This window comes from Photorhabdus sp. CRCIA-P01, assembly GCF_003545805.1.
Taxonomy (GTDB): Bacteria; Pseudomonadota; Gammaproteobacteria; order Enterobacterales; family Enterobacteriaceae; genus Photorhabdus; species Photorhabdus antumapuensis.
Window position 1 is genome coordinate 204,687 of record NZ_NMQR01000004.1, and the last position, 16,680, is coordinate 221,366.

15 protein-coding genes are annotated in these 16,680 nt (G+C 41.1%); 5 read left to right on the forward strand and 10 right to left on the reverse strand.

Annotated features, from left to right (window positions below; all coding sequences use genetic code 11):
- Positions 1-71: 71 nt before the first annotated feature.
- Positions 72-533: an Lrp/AsnC family transcriptional regulator gene (locus D3222_RS04670; RefSeq protein WP_118985099.1), complete on the reverse strand. Its 462-nt coding sequence runs from the start codon at positions 531-533 to the stop codon at positions 72-74.
- A 127-nt stretch (positions 534-660) separates the two neighbouring features.
- On the opposite strand from D3222_RS04670, the gene D3222_RS04675 reads away from it, so the two are divergent.
- Complete coding sequence (locus tag D3222_RS04675) at positions 661-1,713, forward strand: PLP-dependent cysteine synthase family protein (protein ID WP_118985100.1); 1,053 nt, start codon at positions 661-663, stop codon at positions 1,711-1,713.
- Between the two features lie 32 nt (positions 1,714-1,745).
- A complete protein-coding gene (queC, locus tag D3222_RS04680; protein WP_118985101.1) occupies positions 1,746-2,444 on the forward strand; it encodes a 7-cyano-7-deazaguanine synthase QueC in 699 nt (232 codons plus the stop codon).
- Between the two features lie 28 nt (positions 2,445-2,472).
- Here queC and D3222_RS04685 read toward each other — a convergent pair whose 3' ends face one another.
- The 9 genes from D3222_RS04685 to bolA form a co-directional block, all read right to left on the reverse strand.
- On the reverse strand, positions 2,473-2,880 hold the full coding sequence (locus D3222_RS04685) for an acyl-CoA thioesterase (protein ID WP_118985102.1): 408 nt from the start codon (positions 2,878-2,880) through the stop codon (positions 2,473-2,475).
- 155 nt (positions 2,881-3,035) lie between these two features.
- Positions 3,036-3,410: a ComEA family DNA-binding protein gene (locus D3222_RS04690; RefSeq protein ID WP_118985103.1), complete on the reverse strand. Its 375-nt coding sequence runs from the start codon at positions 3,408-3,410 to the stop codon at positions 3,036-3,038.
- Between the two features lie 150 nt (positions 3,411-3,560).
- Positions 3,561-5,432, reverse strand: coding sequence for a peptidylprolyl isomerase (ppiD, locus tag D3222_RS04695; RefSeq protein WP_118985104.1), 1,872 nt, complete (start codon positions 5,430-5,432; stop codon positions 3,561-3,563).
- 178 nt (positions 5,433-5,610) lie between these two features.
- Entirely contained in the window at positions 5,611-5,895 is a 285-nt protein-coding gene (gene hupB / locus D3222_RS04700; RefSeq protein WP_202926130.1) for a nucleoid-associated protein HU-beta, read from the reverse strand.
- Between the two features lie 220 nt (positions 5,896-6,115).
- Positions 6,116-8,470: an endopeptidase La gene (gene lon, locus D3222_RS04705; RefSeq protein ID WP_118985105.1), complete on the reverse strand. Its 2,355-nt coding sequence runs from the start codon at positions 8,468-8,470 to the stop codon at positions 6,116-6,118.
- A 208-nt stretch (positions 8,471-8,678) separates the two neighbouring features.
- Positions 8,679-9,950: an ATP-dependent protease ATP-binding subunit ClpX gene (gene clpX / locus D3222_RS04710; protein ID WP_118985106.1), complete on the reverse strand. Its 1,272-nt coding sequence runs from the start codon at positions 9,948-9,950 to the stop codon at positions 8,679-8,681.
- Between the two features lie 137 nt (positions 9,951-10,087).
- The gene (gene clpP / locus D3222_RS04715) at positions 10,088-10,711 is read right to left on the reverse strand and encodes an ATP-dependent Clp endopeptidase proteolytic subunit ClpP (RefSeq protein ID WP_118985107.1); all 624 of its coding nucleotides are present in this window, start codon (positions 10,709-10,711) and stop codon (positions 10,088-10,090) included.
- Positions 10,712-10,983: 272 nt separating this feature from the next.
- The gene (tig, locus tag D3222_RS04720) at positions 10,984-12,288 is read right to left on the reverse strand and encodes a trigger factor (protein WP_118985108.1); all 1,305 of its coding nucleotides are present in this window, start codon (positions 12,286-12,288) and stop codon (positions 10,984-10,986) included.
- 376 nt (positions 12,289-12,664) lie between these two features.
- Positions 12,665-12,979 (reverse strand): transcriptional regulator BolA, encoded by a 315-nt coding sequence (bolA, locus tag D3222_RS04725; protein WP_118985109.1) that lies wholly within the window; start codon positions 12,977-12,979, stop codon positions 12,665-12,667.
- 243 nt (positions 12,980-13,222) lie between these two features.
- Between bolA and D3222_RS04730 the strand changes: the two genes are divergently transcribed.
- The 3 genes from D3222_RS04730 (at position 13,223) to D3222_RS04740 (ending at position 16,345) form a co-directional block, all read left to right on the forward strand.
- Positions 13,223-13,801 (forward strand): lipoprotein, encoded by a 579-nt coding sequence (locus D3222_RS04730; RefSeq protein ID WP_118985110.1) that lies wholly within the window; start codon positions 13,223-13,225, stop codon positions 13,799-13,801.
- A gap of 53 nt (positions 13,802-13,854) precedes the next feature.
- Positions 13,855-15,333, forward strand: a complete 1,479-nt coding sequence (gene ampG / locus D3222_RS04735) for a muropeptide MFS transporter AmpG (RefSeq protein WP_118985111.1) — start codon at positions 13,855-13,857, stop codon at positions 15,331-15,333.
- Between the two features lie 250 nt (positions 15,334-15,583).
- Positions 15,584-16,345: a nucleoside-specific channel-forming Tsx family protein gene (locus D3222_RS04740; protein WP_118985112.1), complete on the forward strand. Its 762-nt coding sequence runs from the start codon at positions 15,584-15,586 to the stop codon at positions 16,343-16,345.
- Positions 16,346-16,680: the final 335 nt, after the last annotated feature.

Here is a 16,680-nt window from a genome sequence, read left to right on the forward strand (position 1 = left end):
AATGAAATAGATAGTAGAAATGTTGAACGACACTCAGAATAATTGAATTAAAGCAATGAATTAATAATTGGTTAATCTGGTATCGGTAATGCTGTAGTGTATTTGATTTTTTCCATTGCAAAACTCGATGTCACATCAATCAACCCCGAAACACCATTAACCATACGCTTGTAGAAAAGATCATAACTTTTCATATCCACAACTTCTACGTGCATTAAATAATCACACTCACCAGCCATGCGATAAAAAGCTAGGACTTCTGGCATTTGCTTTATAAATGCAACAAATTGCTCATACCAACCACTGCTATGCTGCTGAGTTCTGATCATAACAATCACTGTCAGCCCTAATCCTAATTTTTCGCTATCAAGCAAAGCAACTTTGCCAACGATATAGCCTTCATCTTCAAGTCGTTTTAGCCGTTTCCAACAAGGAGTAGAAGTAAGATTAACAGCTTCCGCCAATGCATTCAGAGACAGACTACAATCTTTCTGTAGTAACTTAAGCAACTTGCGGTCTGTTTTATCCAACATAGCTACCTCTTATAGAAAATTTTTCCATAAAGAAACCACATATTAAGAAAAATAACAATCTATTTCTCCCAGTATCAAGTTAATCTACCCGCTGCCAATTATTTTTAAATTATAGAGTTAATAATTAATGTCACACAGTTGGACCACCAAGGCAATCAGAGAGATTCAAGCAGACCATCAACGCAGCTCTGACACTCATCTTATCCGCCTTAATTTGCCAGTTTTTCCAGGTATCCATTTATATCTAAAAGATGAAAGCACCCATCCAACCGGTAGTCTGAAACACAGGCTTGCTCGTTCTTTATTCCTTTACTCACTTAGTAATGGTTGGATAAAGGAAGGTACTCCGGTTATTGAATCCTCATCGGGTAGTACTGCTGTATCCGAAGCCTATTTTGCCCGCTTGCTTGGGTTACCTTTTATTGCTGTTATGCCCTCATACACTGCGAAACGTAAAATTCAGGAAATTGAATTTTACGGTGGTAAATGCCATTTTGTTAACCATTCAGCACAAATTTATGACGAGTCAGAACGACTAGCGAAAGAACTAAATGGTCATTATATGGATCAATTTACTTACGCCGAACGAGCAACAGACTGGCGAGGCAACAATAATATTGCTGAAAGTATTTTTCGCCAGATGCAAATGGAGCCATTTCCTGAACCGAATTATATCGTTATGAGCGCTGGTACTGGGGGAACTTCTGCAACTTTAGGACGCTATATCCGTTACCAAGGGCATAACACTAAACTGATTGTTGTCGATCCAGAAAACTCTATATTTTATGACTACTACCGTCAAAATTGCTGTGATATTCGTGGCAATTATAGCAGCAAGATTGAGGGTATTGGCCGCCCTCGAGCTGAGCCTTCTTTTATTCCCTCAGTTATTGATGACATGATCCAAATACCCGATTGCGCCAGCATTGCAACAATTTACTGGTTGGAAAAATTACTAGGCAGAAAAGTTGGCGCCTCTACGGGAACTAATGTCTGGGGAGCTCTTCTGCTTGCTAACCAAATGCATGAACGTGGAGAACAAGGTGCAATAGTAACTTTACTGTGCGACAGTGGTGAACGTTATCTCGATACTTATTACAATCCAGATTGGGTAAAAAATAACATCGGCGATATCTCACCTTATCTCAAACAACTATCCAATTTCCGTAGTTATAAGTAACATAACCATTTTATTCCAATGAGGATGTTACAATGAGACGAGCTGTTGTTGTATTCAGTGGAGGGCAAGACTCCACTACCTGCCTGATTCAGGCAATTAATCAATATGACGAAGTACATTGTGTCACTTTTGATTATGGCCAGCGCCATCGTGCCGAAATTGATGTTGCACGTAATGTCAGCCATTCTCTTGGTGTTGTTGCACATAAAGTACTGGATGTCACATTACTTAATGAACTGGCTCTCAGCAGTCTAACTCGCGATAACATCCCTATTCCCGACTACAATGAAAGTGAAAAAAGTGCCATACCCAGTACATTTGTCCCTGGCCGCAATATTTTATTCCTGACACTGGCTGCTATATATGCTTACCAAGTTGAAGCCGAAGCAGTTATTACTGGCGTATGCGAAACTGATTTCTCCGGTTACCCTGATTGCCGTGATGAATTTGTCAAGGCACTGAACAAAGCTGTAAGCCTTGGTATTGCCCGTGATATCCGTTTTGAAACTCCATTGATGTGGCTCAACAAAGCTGAAACTTGGGCATTGTCCGACTACTACCAGCATTTAGACTTTGTTCGTAGTCAGACACTAACTTGCTACAACGGCATTCAAGGTAATGGGTGTGGTACATGTGCAGCTTGTCATCTCAGAGCTAACGGACTGGAACAATATCTGAATGCTCCGGAGAAAATAATGACTGAAATGAAAGCAAAAACACATTTAGTTTAATCCAAATGGCAATGAGAGCCTTCCCCTCTCATTGTCCTGTTTTCACCAAAGCTCCCATTATTTCACGTAATTCACCTTCAATAGACAATGCTCTTTGTGTTTTTCTATCAATCCAGACAAACGTAGTCTTAGCATCTGCAATGAGTTGATTGTTCCTTCTGCGTATGATTTCCTGAGAAAATACACCACTTCTGTTTCTCAGCTCCGTCAATCGGCAATCCACTTCCAATTCATCGCCAAGAATTGCTGAACTGCGATAATTAATATTGATGTTGACCACTGCAAACCCAACATTGTTTTTCTGTATCCATTCCACTACAGAATGCTTATGTAACCATTCCCACCGAGCACTTTCCAGAAATTCCAAATAGCGAGCATTGTTCACATGTTGAAACAAATCTATATGATAACCATGAACTTTTATAATTGAACTCATAATATTGCCTTAATGTTAAAGTCACTCATCTGACCAGGTTGATTTCACAATAGCAAAACAAAAAATTCACACTAATTAAAGTGATTTATTTGCAACCTTGATCACAACATCCCCATTCACAAAAAAAATCATGAATGAGGATGATAGATACTATACTAGTAACTCAACTTATCTCTGTTTCGTTCAATAAAAACTGGCCCTATTCCCTGAACCTCCTGTAATTGTTCCACCGCAGTAAACGCACCATTTTTTTCTCGATATTCAACAATTCCTTGTGCTTTTTTGACCCCAATACCATTTAATGCTCTTGCTAACTCTTCGGCACTTGCAGTATTAATATTCACCTTTCCCTTTTCTTCTACCTTCAAAGCGTCCTGCTGCTGTAATTGCTTTTCTGATGAAGAATGACTGGTAGTACTGGCTGCTTTAGCTACTTTATCTTTTACTTGCTCGGCGGCAATAGCGAATTGCCCTCCACACGCATAAAGCAAGCCAGCGAGCAAAACAGATAAAATTCCCGATTTTTTCATATTAATTCCTCCATGTTTTATGAACGGAAAAAAGATTGCCACAGATAAATTTGAGCACAATGGACGAAGATCAGATATGCGAAAGGCCGCGAAAGCGGCCTTTATTGACAAGATAATTACAAAGATATTTGCGATACTCTCCGCAAATTTTTATTCGGTATGACCTAACTTAATTTTGGCTTTTTCACGCAGACTAATCAGTAAAGACTCCAACATAGCGTTACCCATTTCACTCTGATAGCCATCAGTCATGCTTTTAACTTGTTCTTCGGGTACAACACCTGGAGTAACTTTATCTAGTTGGATCAGTACAACGTCATCCAAACTGTTTTTCGTCAAACCATATTCTGCCTTACCTTCTTTTGGCAGTGGTAAAGCGAATACTGAACCAACTAACACATTATCCTGAGATGTACGCTGAATAACCTGAGATTCACCAAATTGAATACCTGCATCTTTCAAGGCTTGCTCACCTTTACCTTCTTTTAAGGCGGCCAGTAATTTCTCACTTTCGACTTGAAGATGTTTTTCAGCTTTCTGACGTTTAACCAGTTCAGTAACTTGCTCTTCAACTTTTTCAAAAGGCTGTACTGTTTCTGGCTTATAACTATCTACACGCAGAACAAATGCACGATCACCTTCAACGGAAATAACATCAGAGTTAGTTCCTGTTGACCCCTGCCCATCAACAAGATTACCTTCAAAAATGGCATGAATGATGGCACCAAAATTAATCTCTGCCGGCACACTATTGCGATCAAACCAATCAGTCGTCACAACCTTAATACCTGAAATTTCCTCAGCCGCAGCTAAAGATTCATTATCGCTGGTAGCAGCATCACTGACCTTCTGTTGCAGAGCATAGAAAGCATCTACTGCTTTTTCCTGCGTAACCATTTTCTCAATTTCAGAGCGAACTTCAGATAAAGGCTTAATTATTTGAGGTTTAATATCATCTAAATGGAAAATAGCGAAGCCATTAGGCACCTTGATTACAGAAGAAATTTGGCCTTTTTCTTTCAAATTAACTTGTTTCAACTCTTCAGGAAGAGCGTCCTCTTCCATCCAGCCGATCTCACCATGATTTTTCGCTGAAAGCTTATCCGTAGATTTTTTAGTCGCTAATTTACCAAAATCAGCACCCTTATTTAGCTCATCAAGCACTGTTCCGGCTTCAGATTCAGTTGCAAGCTGAATCAGACTGTATTTTTTCTGTTCTGGTTGAGTATAACGCTTCAAATTATGCTCATAATAAGCATCAACATCAGCGGATGTAGCTGAAACTTTATTCATTTCATCTACAGCATCCATCTTGATATAGCTGACTTTTACTTCTTCAGGAGCAATAAAGCTGTTCCTATTCAGATTATAGTAATCTTGCAGATCTTTATCTGTTGCTTCCTGCTGCGCCTGAATTTTCTTCAGCTCCAGCGTAGCCATACGGGCAGTTCTCTGTTGCAGAAACAATTCAGCATTGAGTTTCACCTCACGAGGCAATGCTATTTCACTACCAGAGAAAGCCATAATTAATTGTTGATTAATTAAATTCTGGCGTGTTTGTTCAGCAAAAATATCCGGACTCATATTGAAACGGTCGAGCAACTCCAGATATTTGTTATTATCAAATTTACCGTTTGTCTGAAAGTAAGAAGTATTTCGGATAGAATCCTTAACTTGCTCATCGCTAGCAGATAAACCTAATTCACGGGAATATTGATCAATCAACGCATTATTAATTAGACGATCCAAAGCCTGATTACGAATCTGCTTCATGCTTTGTTCGTCACTTGCCAACACCGAGAATTTATCTCCCAATTGATCTTGCAATGCATTTCTCTCTTGCTGAAACGCCTGCTCCAATTGAGCACGACTGATAGTCTGGCCATTCACTTCGGCAGCATAACTACCAGCTCCACTTGTCAGGTAGCCCCCAACCCCCGTCAAAACAAAAGACAGGATAATGAGAGCCAGCACGATTTTAAGCACAGGACTGTTTGCCGCCGTGCGTAGGTTGTCCATCATAAAGAGGCAAAACTCCGCTTTGGTGAAATTGAAAACGCCATATTACGCTAATTCAAGCGCTAAGAGAAAAAAAGCGCACCAATCAATTGATGCGCTTCTATTTTAACTTACCAAACCTATCTCGTCAGTCTATTGTTTGCCAATATAGCAAGGGCTGATAAACAATATTTGGTTCGTATCACCCATTAACAGCGTCTTTCAAACCTTTACCTGGACGGAAAGCAGGTACTTTAGCCGCAGCAATTTTGAGCTCTTTTCCTGTTTGAGGGTTACGGCCTGTACGTGCAGAACGTTCACGAACAGCAAAAGTACCGAATCCCACCAGAGCAACATCATCACCATCCTTCAATGCACCCGTTACAGAAGAAATGAATGCATCTACTACACGCCCTGCAGCTGCTTTAGAAATATTAGAGTCAGCAGCAATTTTGTCGATCAGTTGTGATTTATTCACTCTTATCATCCCCATATAGTTTTTACTACCGCATCAGAATCCCAACGGATAACCCGATAGCAGTGCCGTTATATCAATCCTTTCCGATATTGGCAAGAAATCATAAGACAACAAAATATTTATTAAGCAGTTTATCCAAGTTAATAATACAAAAAAACTGGTAAGCCTGAATTCACTTACCAGCCTATATTTCATTCATACTTATTGAAAAAGTTCACTATTTTTTGTACTACTTGACTGACACTAATTCTGCGCCAAACACAGGGTCCTGCAATGTAATAGCCAAAACATCTTCAATACGTTTAACTGGATGGATCTGTAGATCTGCAACAATGTTCTGGGGAATTTCTTCCAGATCACGTTTATTCTCTTCCGGAATTAAGACCGTTTTAATTCCACCTCGATGAGCAGCTAATAGTTTCTCTTTCAAGCCACCGATTGGCAGAACTAAACCACGCAATGTGATTTCACCCGTCATAGCAACATCCGCCCGAACTGGATTACCAGTCAAACAGGAGACCAATGCTGTACACATGGCGATACCCGCACTTGGGCCATCTTTTGGCGTCGCACCTTCAGGAACGTGGACATGAATATCCCGTTTCTCATAGAAATCAGAGTTGATACCCAACTTATCAGCACGAGCACGAACAACTGTTAATGCTGCCTGAATGGATTCCTGCATAACCTCACCGAGTGAGCCAGTATAGGTTAGTTTACCTTTCCCTGGAACACACGCGGTTTCAATGGTCAGTAAATCACCACCAACCTCAGTCCATGCAAGTCCCGTAACCTGACCAATACGGTTTTCCGTATCTGCGCGTCCATAATCCACACGTTGAACACCCAGATAATCTTTCAAGTTATCTGCGTTGATTTCAATATGTTTTAAATTTTTATCCATTAACAATGTTTTCACCGTTTTACGGCACAGCTTAGAAATTTCTCGCTCTAAACTACGCACTCCAGCTTCACGAGTGTAATAACGGATAATGCTAATAATTGCGCTGTCATCAATAGTTAATTCATTTTTTTTCAGCGCATTACGTTCAATTTGCTTAGGCAGCAAATGGCGCTTGGCAATATTCAACTTTTCATCTTCGGTATAACCGGAAAGACGAATAATCTCCATACGATCCAACAATGGGGCTGGAATATTCATAGAGTTGGATGTTGCAACAAACATGACATCTGACAGATCATAATCGACCTCCAGATAATGGTCGTTAAATGCCACGTTCTGTTCTGGGTCCAAAACTTCCAATAAGGCAGAAGCTGGATCACCACGCATATCGGACGACATCTTATCAATCTCGTCCAGTAGGAATAGAGGATTTTTTACTCCAACTTTGGACATTTTTTGAATTAATTTGCCCGGCATAGAGCCAATATAGGTACGGCGATGACCACGAATTTCCGCTTCATCACGGACCCCACCCAATGCCATTCGCACATATTTCCGCCCGGTCGCTCGTGCAATAGACTGACCTAAAGAGGTTTTACCCACCCCAGGAGGCCCAACCAGACATAAAATCGGCCCTTTAATTTTGCTAATTCGGCTTTGTACTGCCAGATACTCAAGGATACGCTCTTTCACACGCTCTAAACCATAATGGTCGGTATCCAGAGTTTCCTGAGCTTTAACCAAATCTTTTTTAACTTTACTGCGAGCAACCCACGGAACCTGCACCATCCAATCGATATAGCTACGGACAACCGTCGCTTCCGCCGACATAGGAGACATCATTTTCAGTTTTTGCAATTCAGCTTCGGCTTTTTCACGAGCTTCTTTGGGCATTTTTGCCGCTTCAATTTTGCGCTTAAGGGTTTCATACTCATCGGGCGCATCATCCATTTCACCCAGTTCTTTCTGAATCGCTTTCATCTGCTCATTCAGGTAGTACTCGCGCTGGCTTTTTTCCATTTGTTTTTTCACGCGGTTACGGATACGCTTTTCTACCTGTAACAAATCAATTTCTGATTCCATCATTGCCATCAGATATTCAAGACGCTCAACGACATCAGACATTTCCAAAACAGTCTGTTTATCACTAAGTTTCAATGGCATATGCGCAGCAATTGTATCAGCTAATTTAGCTGCATCTTCAACACTGTGTAGCGAAGTCAAAACCTCTGGCGGTATTTTCTTATTTAGCTTAATGTAGCCTTCAAACTGATTAATAGCTGTCCTGATCATAACTTCCTGCTCACGTTCATCAACGATCGGTGAGTCAAGATACTCAGCATGAGCAGAAAAATGTTCGCCATTGTCAGTCAGAGTTGTAATGCGGGCACGTTTCAACCCTTCGACAAGCACTTTTACAGTGCCGTCAGGCAATTTTAACATCTGTAAAATAGAAGCTACTGTACCAACGGAGAAAAGGTCATTAACCCCTGGCTCATCAGTTGAAGCTTCTTTTTGCGCAACCAACATGATCTGTTTGTCATGATCCATTGCTGCTTCTAGGCAGTGAATAGACTTCTCACGCCCTACAAACAATGGGATCACCATATGCGGGTAAACCACCACATCGCGCAGAGGCAATACAGGGATTTCTATGCGTTCGGAACGCTCAAGATTCATAGAGCTCTCTCTTCGTTTAGCTTTCGCCAGTTTTTAGGGAATCTCGTGAAACGCGGTTCTCACGAGTTTCACTCCATAGAATATAAAATATATGGGGACAGGAATTTGACATTCAATAGTATGATACTTTAATAAAAATAAAATGAGGGTAATCCCCTCATTTTATTCAATAATATCTCGTTTAGTGAATTCCCTATCCTAGACTCAATTATTCACCAGAAACTTGGGCATCCGGTTTGCTGTAAATCAGTAAAGGCGCAGATTGACCATTGACAACCGATTCATCTACAACAACTTTCCCAACGTTTTCCATTGATGGCAGATCATACATGGTATCCAGCAATGCGCCTTCAACGATAGAACGTAGGCCGCGGGCACCAGTCTTACGAACCATTGCTTTCTTGGCAATAGCCGTCAAGGCTTCACTTCTGAATTCCAGATCAACACCTTCAAGGTTAAACAGTGCTTGATACTGCTTAGTCAACGCATTTTTAGGCTCTTTCAAAATCTGGATCAACGCTTCCTCACTCAATTCACTGAGCGTGGCAACAACAGGTAACCGCCCAATAAATTCAGGGATAAGACCAAATTTGATGAGATCTTCTGGCTCAGCCTGTGCCAGCAATTCGCCTTCAGTCGCTTTTTCTGACTCACCTTTGACTTTTGCACCAAACCCAATACCTGTACTGGTATTTAGGCGCTGGCCAATCACTTTATCCAGACCTGCGAACGCACCACCACAAATAAATAGGATTTTAGAGGTATCTACCTGTAAAAACTCCTGTTGTGGATGTTTACGCCCCCCCTGAGGAGGAACCGCCGCAATTGTACCTTCAATCAGTTTCAGCAGCGCTTGCTGTACCCCCTCACCTGAAACATCCCGAGTAATCGACGGGTTATCAGATTTACGTGAAATTTTGTCAATTTCATCAATGTAAACAATACCGCGCTGAGCCTTTTGCACATCGTAGTCACATTTTTGCAGTAATTTCTGAATAATGTTTTCTACGTCTTCTCCCACATATCCCGCTTCAGTCAGCGTAGTCGCATCTGCCATAGTAAAGGGAACATCAAGATAACGAGCCAATGTTTCAGCCAAGAGGGTTTTACCACTCCCTGTCGGCCCAATAAGCAGGATATTACTTTTACCTAATTCAATACCGTTACTGATATCGCCATTACGTAACCGCTTGTAATGGTTATAAACAGCAACCGCCAACACTTTTTTCGCCGTTTCCTGGCCGATCACATAATCATCCAAATGCTGACGAATTTCATGAGGCGTTGGTAATGCATTACGCTCACGATGTGGTACAAGCTCTTTAATTTCTTCGCGAATGATGTCGTTACATAAATCCACACATTCATCGCAGATATACACTGACGGGCCAGCAATCAATTTTCGCACTTCATGTTGGCTTTTCCCGCAGAAAGAGCAATACAGCAGCTTTCCTGAACCGTCTTTGCGCTTATCTGTCATCAGTCACAACCTCACTTTATCAACTGCTCACCCAGATTCGTCTGGCAAAGCAGGAAACTTCTGCTATTACCCCGAACGTCATAGCCTTACCAAATGATAAGCCGAATGTTTATATTATAGCTTCCGGGAATAATAAATTAATCGCGATGGGTGAAAATCTTATCAACCAATCCATATTCTACGGCTTCGTCTGCTGACAAAAAACGATCACGTTCTGTATCTTTCGCGATCTCGTCAACAGGTCTTCCCGTATGTTGTGCCATCAACTCGTTCATACGCGATTTTACTTTCAATATTTCCTGAGCATGAATTTCAATATCTGTCGCTTGTCCCTGGAAACCGCCTAATGGCTGATGGATCATAACCCGGGAATTTGGCAAGCAGATACGTTTTCCCTTTGCCCCAGCAGTCAACAAGAATGCTCCCATTGAACATGCTTGCCCCATACAAATAGTACTGACATCCGGTTTAATAAACTCCATCGTATCATAGATGGACATTCCCGCAGTAATCACACCACCCGGTGAATTGATATATAAGAAAATATCTTTTTCCGGATTCTCTGCTTCAAGAAACAACATCTGAGCTGCAACCAGGTTTGCCATGTGATCTTCAACCTGACCGGTCAGGAAAATAATACGCTCTTTTAATAAGCGCGAATAGATATCGTATGAACGTTCTCCACGAGCAGTCTGTTCAACTACCATCGGCACCAAAGCCATGTGAGGCGCATATTGATCCCGCTTGTCGCTATATGACATTTTCGTCTCCTAATAGAATTCATGTTGGTGCCATTCATAACCAATTCTACTTGAGATAAGCGATGATGACCATGATTCAAAGTTAGTCAATCAAGGGGGAATTCCCCCTGAAAAATTTTGCAATCATATACATAATATTAAAAAGGATCTGGGGGTAATCCCACTTTTTTCAAGAAAAATCTTGCCTCTTATTTATAAAAAAACCCGCAGGTTAATCTGCGGGTTCATTTCACTAAGATAATAAATTGATTATCTCATGGCAAAAATAAAACTTATGCCATTTGATTCTGATTCATTAACTCATTGAAAGTTGTTTCTTTTTCAGAAACTTTTGCTTTACCCAGAAGAACTTCAACAGCTTGTTCTTCTAAAGCAATATTACGAACATTACTCATCAATTCTTGGTTTTTACCATAGAATTCGATCACTTCTTGAGGATCTTCATAGGCAGAAGCCATTTCCTCAATTAATACTTTAACTCGTTCTTCATCAGCTTTCAGTTCATTACTACTGATAACTTCGCCTAATAACAAGCCAACAACAACGCGACGCTTAGCCTGTTCTTCAAACAGTTCACGAGGCAATTCTAGAGCTTGTTTTTCGTTGCCACCGAAACGCTGAGCAGATTGACGGCGCAGAACATCAATTTCGCTATCAACAACAGCAGCAGGAACTTCGATTTCGTTAGCCTTAACTAATCCCTCGATAACCTGGGATTTTATACGGTTACGAACTGCATTTTTCAGTTCACGTTCCATATTTTTACGTACTTCCGCACGCAGACCATCAACAGTGCCATCAGCAATACCGAAACGTTTGATGAATTCTTCATTCAACTCTGGCAGCTCGCGCTGTTCCACTTTTTTCAACGTGATTGCAAATTTAGCAGCTTTGCCTTTCAGATTTTCAGCGTGATAATCTTCTGGGAAATTCACATCAATGGTAAATTCTTCACCCGCTTTATGGCTAATAATGCCCTCTTCAAAACCTGGGATCATACGACCCTGACCCATAGCCAGAACAAAATCAGAAGCCTTACCACCTTCAAACTCTTCACCATCAATAGAACCATTGAAGTCAACAGTCACACGATCTTCTGCGCCAACAGCTTCTTCGGTTTCTTTCCAATTAGCCTGCTGCTTACGCAATGTTTCCAGCATTGCATCAACATCTTCGTCTTTTACTTCAACAACGGGCTTTTCAACTTCAATAGCTTCCAGATCTTTCAATTCAACTTCTGGATAAACTTCAAACTCTACAGAGTAAGTGAAATCTTCACCATTTTTAAACTGTTCTGGTGCATAACTTGGTGCACCGGCTGGATTAATTTTTTGTTCGATGATTGCGTTAATAAAGTTACGTTGCATCAAATCACTCAGAACATCCTGAATAACAGAAGCACCATAGCGCTGTTTAACGATGTTCATAGGCACTTTGCCTTTACGGAAACCATCGATACGAACTTTTTTTGCTACATTGACCAACTCACTACTAACTGCTTTTTCAACATCGGCAGCAGGAACGGTGATTGTCACACGACGCCCAAGGCCTTGAGTGGTTTCAACAGAAACTTGCATCTTTTTACCTCAAAAAAATCATAGTGCTCGGTCAACTCCAGAGACCATACAACCAGCACATATTATGTACCAATCGCAACACTCTCTAAGAACCGGGGCGGTCGCATTTAAAAACCGAGAATCCCTGATGTCAGAAGCGTCCCGAAACCATTCTAAAAATTAGACGCGACATTATAGCGATGCAGAGGGTGTGAGTCGAGAATTGCTGAAAAAAGGCCGAACTATTCATCAACTTCACAGGATAGCGATTATTCAGCGGCTAAATTTGCATCCAAAACGTATCATATATAAAACGTAAAAACGGCCCGAAGACCGCTCGCTGAATTTATTCTATTGTGTAAAAAAACGCCCCAAATTAAGTATCAATCAGCGGATTTCAGGCAACAATATTCCCCCCGCGACATGCCGGTGACGCTAAAACAGTATCCTGTAATTCATTCCACTCTTTTTCTGTATAAGTATGCAGCGCCAAAGCATGAACACCTGCGGACAATTCCGCCGATAATACGCCGTAAACGGAACGATGGCGGTTTAGCATACGTTCACCAACAAATTTGTTACTGATGATGACGATTTTAAAATGGCTTTCAGAACCTACGGGTACATTGTGACGATAACTTTCATCAATGACCTCAAGATATGAGGGATTAAATGCAGCCTGTAATTTCTCTTCTATATCCTGATACACCATATCATTCTCCTTAACCGCACAGCAGTCGTACTGCCAACCATACTAATAATTTTAGTCTATTCTCCATAAGTTATAGCATCAACGCATTAAAATATCTTTTAATCGAATCCCACATCATAAGGTTTTTATATGCGTTTACCTCATCAGGGATATGCCATGATCAAAAGGCAGTGCTATTATTGGCGCAATTTATGCTATTGATAAGTATTACTGGATATCCTTATCACTGATGAGAAAATTAACATGTTGAAAATAATCTTATTCCCACTCATTGCGCTTGCTCTTCTTGCTGGTTGCGCCGCTCCCAGTAATACTCTGACCATCGAACCTAAAATTACATTGCCAACAGCAGACCCAACGATGGGCGCGATTACCATCAGTATCAGCGGTGCTGACAATCGTCAGTCTCAGACACTTGCTCAAGTTAACCGCGATGCGAAGCTGGAAATACTGAAACCATCCCGTGATCTGCGCTTTCTACTCCAGGAAATCCTGGAAAAACAGATGACTGCCCGTGGTTATATGATTGGCTCTCCAGCCAATGCCAATCTGCAAATTATTGTGAACAATTTATATGCAGACGTTAAAGAAGGCAGCCTGCGCCATAATATTTCAACAAAAGCCGATATTTCCATCATTAGTACAGCGCAAAATGGCAGTAAACAAGTTAAGAATTATCGCACTAGCTATAATGTACAAGGTCCTTTAGGCGCAACTAATGAAAAAATTGCTGATGCAGTCAATACTGTATTATCAGAAGTCATAGCAGATATGGCTCAAGATCCTTCCGTCAGCAATTTCATCAAACAAAATGCTCGCTAATTAAAGGATTAATTATTTACTCTGCCCGCCAAGGGCAGAGTTTTGGGAGGCACATGTCTTATCGTTATCTCACCGTTTTTACCCAACATAACTCACGAATCCTGCTTTTACTCGGCTTTGTTTCTGGTTTACCACTCGCACTGACTGCCAGCACCCTGCAAGCATGGATGACCGTTGAAAACATTGATCTTAAAACAATTGGCTTCTTTTCTCTTGTCGGCCAAGCGTATGTTTTCAAATTTCTTTGGTCCCCTTTTATGGACCGCTTTATCCCCCCTTTTCTTGGGCGTCGCCGTGGTTGGCTACTTGTTACACAGTTATTACTCATCGCCTGTATCGCTACAATGGGTTTTCTCCAACCGTCTCAACATTTATGGTGGCTAGCCACACTGGCGGTAACCGTCGCTTTCTGTTCTGCATCACAGGATATTGTCTTTGATGCTTATAAAACCGATTTATTGAGTAGCGAAGAGCGGGGTGTAGGTGCTGCCGTTTCGGTACTTGGTTATCGATTAGCCATGTTAGTTTCAGGCGGGTTAGCATTATGGATCGCAGACCGCTATATTGGCTGGCAACACACCTACTGGTTGATGGCTGGACTGATGCTGATTGGCGTCTATGCGACGTTAAAAGCTAAAGAACCTGAAATTGGCGCTCTGCCACCAAAAACACTCCAACAAGCTGCAATAGAACCATTAGCCGATTTTTTCAGTCGCAATAATGCGTGGCTGATACTGCTGCTAATTGTCATGTATAAAATGGGAGATGCCTTTGCTGCCAGCCTAAGTACCCCATTTCTTATCCGTGGTATTGGCTTTGATGCTGGTGAGGTTGGAATGATCAACAAAACTCTGGGATTAACAGCAACTATCGTTGGTGCATTATATGGTGGTTATCTGATGCAACGATGGAGTTTATTCCGCTCACTAATGATCTTTGGCATTCTTCAAACGATTTCTAATATTGGATACTGGCTGTTATCCATTACTGACAAAAATATCTACACTATGGGCAGCGCCGTTTTTCTGGAAAATATCTGTGGCGGAATGGGAACCGCTGCATTTGTTGCCTTACTTATGGCGTTATGTCATAAATCATTCTCTGCAACACAGTTTGCTTTATTATCTGCCTTATCTGCTGTTGGACGCGTCTATGTCGGCCCAATTGCGGGTTGGTTCGTTGAATTACATGGCTGGCCAGACTTCTATCTATTCTCTATAGCGGCCTCTGTTCCAGGCTTATTACTGTTATTTATCTGCCGCCAGACTCTGGCTTATACCCAGCGAGCTAACGATTTTATGCCACGTACTGAGTTTAGAAATTTTTATCGTCTAGCACTTGGCTTACTATCATTAGCAAGTATCTTGCTTACATTCTGGTTATTTACCATCACCACCAATGCTCTTAACTGGACTCATGCACCTGATCTAGCCGAAACATTACTATTATGGGGAGCACAGATTGGTATCACAGGCATCATTCTCGGTAGCTTTCTAGATTATCGCGCATTAAGAAGGAACAAATTGGCTTAAAAGGCAAAAACATTAAGTTAATTTATTAAAGGTTGACGGCTGTCAGCCTTTGATATCTCTGTCCTCTTTTTTAATATTTAAGTGATAGCGATCACACTTCAAATAGTCATTTGCCCAAAAGTGCTATTTTCAAGTGATTATTTGATTGTTCAATATTCATATCCGCGTAGAATTAGACTACCATTTTAAGGGTTATTTAATATAGCTTTAAAACCCAAAACCTCTTTTCATGGATGCGTTAGAGAAATTTATGAGAACAACCATTCTGGCTACTGCTTTATTCACCACCGTCTCAGTTCCAGCTTATGCTGAATATCAAGGAGGCTTTGCTAATATCAGTATGAACTACCTTGACTGGACTAGCCATACCACACACAAGTCAGGGCAAACCTCCCATAAAGATGACTTTGCCTACTTGGAGCTAGAAGGCGGAGCCGGGTTTAACTGGGGTGAATTATACGGGTTCTTTGATCTGGAAAATGCCTTCAACAGTCAGCATGCTCAACCAGGAGATAACCAAAGATACACTTTTAAAACCACCGGGCGTTTTTATCTGGCTGATACTGGCTTCAATCTCTATGGTCACGTTTACGGTACTTACTCCCTCCCAGGTACAGCACATGGCGGGAATTTCCATGAGGTAAATACCCTCTACGGTATTGGCTACAACACTGATTTCGCCGGTGTCTGGTTCAAACCGTTTGTTGCGCTGCACTATGTTGACCAAACTTTCTACTCCGGTAATAACGGCTATGTCGTTGGTTGGGTTGCGGGTTACGACTTTCAACTCTGGGAAGAAAAATTCAGCATAACTAACTGGAATGAAATAGAACTTAACCGGAATGAACGCTACGGCAACGGTGGACGGGACGGTATCAATGGTGCAATAGCGTTATGGTGGACACCCCACCAATCCTTCACAACCGGCATTCAATATCGATATGCCGATCATAAACTGGGTGAAGACTTCTGGCAGGATGGGATTGTTTACACTATCAAATATAATTTCTAATTATTGATTTTAATTGTGAGCGACCAAAAGTGGCTCACAATTAATTTAATTTTTAAATAAAATGGCCGCGGTGGAAATTTTTAAAGCAAATTTTTTTATTTTTTTCCTCTTCTCTAAAAAATATAAAATAACTTTGGTATAGATTCGTATTTCCGCCCTATTTCGTTACAATTAAATAACCTTTTCAAGCTAACTTCTGATTAATCCTCCACTTGCATGTGATCCCATCGACATAAAGGGTAACAACCCCTCAACTAACTATTACAAATGTTTACACTCCAGTAGCCTTACCGTAGAATGCCCGCACTGATGAAACGACAATAGAGCTTTTGTTA

Bases quoted from the DNA above. Each gene is read 5' to 3' on its own strand.
- D3222_RS04670 (WP_118985099.1), bottom strand. From the start codon at position 533: ATGTTGGATAAAACAGACCGCAAGTTGCTTAAGTTACTACAGAAAGAT.
- D3222_RS04675 (WP_118985100.1), top strand. From the start codon at position 661: ATGTCACACAGTTGGACCACCAAGGCAATCAGAGAGATTCAAGCAGAC.
- queC (WP_118985101.1), top strand. From the start codon at position 1,746: ATGAGACGAGCTGTTGTTGTATTCAGTGGAGGGCAAGACTCCACTACC.
- D3222_RS04685 (WP_118985102.1), bottom strand. From the start codon at position 2,880: ATGAGTTCAATTATAAAAGTTCATGGTTATCATATAGATTTGTTTCAA.
- D3222_RS04690 (WP_118985103.1), bottom strand. From the start codon at position 3,410: ATGAAAAAATCGGGAATTTTATCTGTTTTGCTCGCTGGCTTGCTTTAT.
- ppiD (WP_118985104.1), bottom strand. From the start codon at position 5,432: ATGATGGACAACCTACGCACGGCGGCAAACAGTCCTGTGCTTAAAATC.
- hupB (WP_202926130.1), bottom strand. From the start codon at position 5,895: ATGATAAGAGTGAATAAATCACAACTGATCGACAAAATTGCTGCTGAC.
- lon (WP_118985105.1), bottom strand. From the start codon at position 8,470: ATGAATCTTGAGCGTTCCGAACGCATAGAAATCCCTGTATTGCCTCTG.
- clpX (WP_118985106.1), bottom strand. From the start codon at position 9,950: ATGACAGATAAGCGCAAAGACGGTTCAGGAAAGCTGCTGTATTGCTCT.
- clpP (WP_118985107.1), bottom strand. From the start codon at position 10,711: ATGTCATATAGCGACAAGCGGGATCAATATGCGCCTCACATGGCTTTG.
- tig (WP_118985108.1), bottom strand. From the start codon at position 12,288: ATGCAAGTTTCTGTTGAAACCACTCAAGGCCTTGGGCGTCGTGTGACA.
- bolA (WP_118985109.1), bottom strand. From the start codon at position 12,979: ATGGTGTATCAGGATATAGAAGAGAAATTACAGGCTGCATTTAATCCC.
- D3222_RS04730 (WP_118985110.1), top strand. From the start codon at position 13,223: ATGTTGAAAATAATCTTATTCCCACTCATTGCGCTTGCTCTTCTTGCT.
- ampG (WP_118985111.1), top strand. From the start codon at position 13,855: ATGTCTTATCGTTATCTCACCGTTTTTACCCAACATAACTCACGAATC.
- D3222_RS04740 (WP_118985112.1), top strand. From the start codon at position 15,584: ATGAGAACAACCATTCTGGCTACTGCTTTATTCACCACCGTCTCAGTT.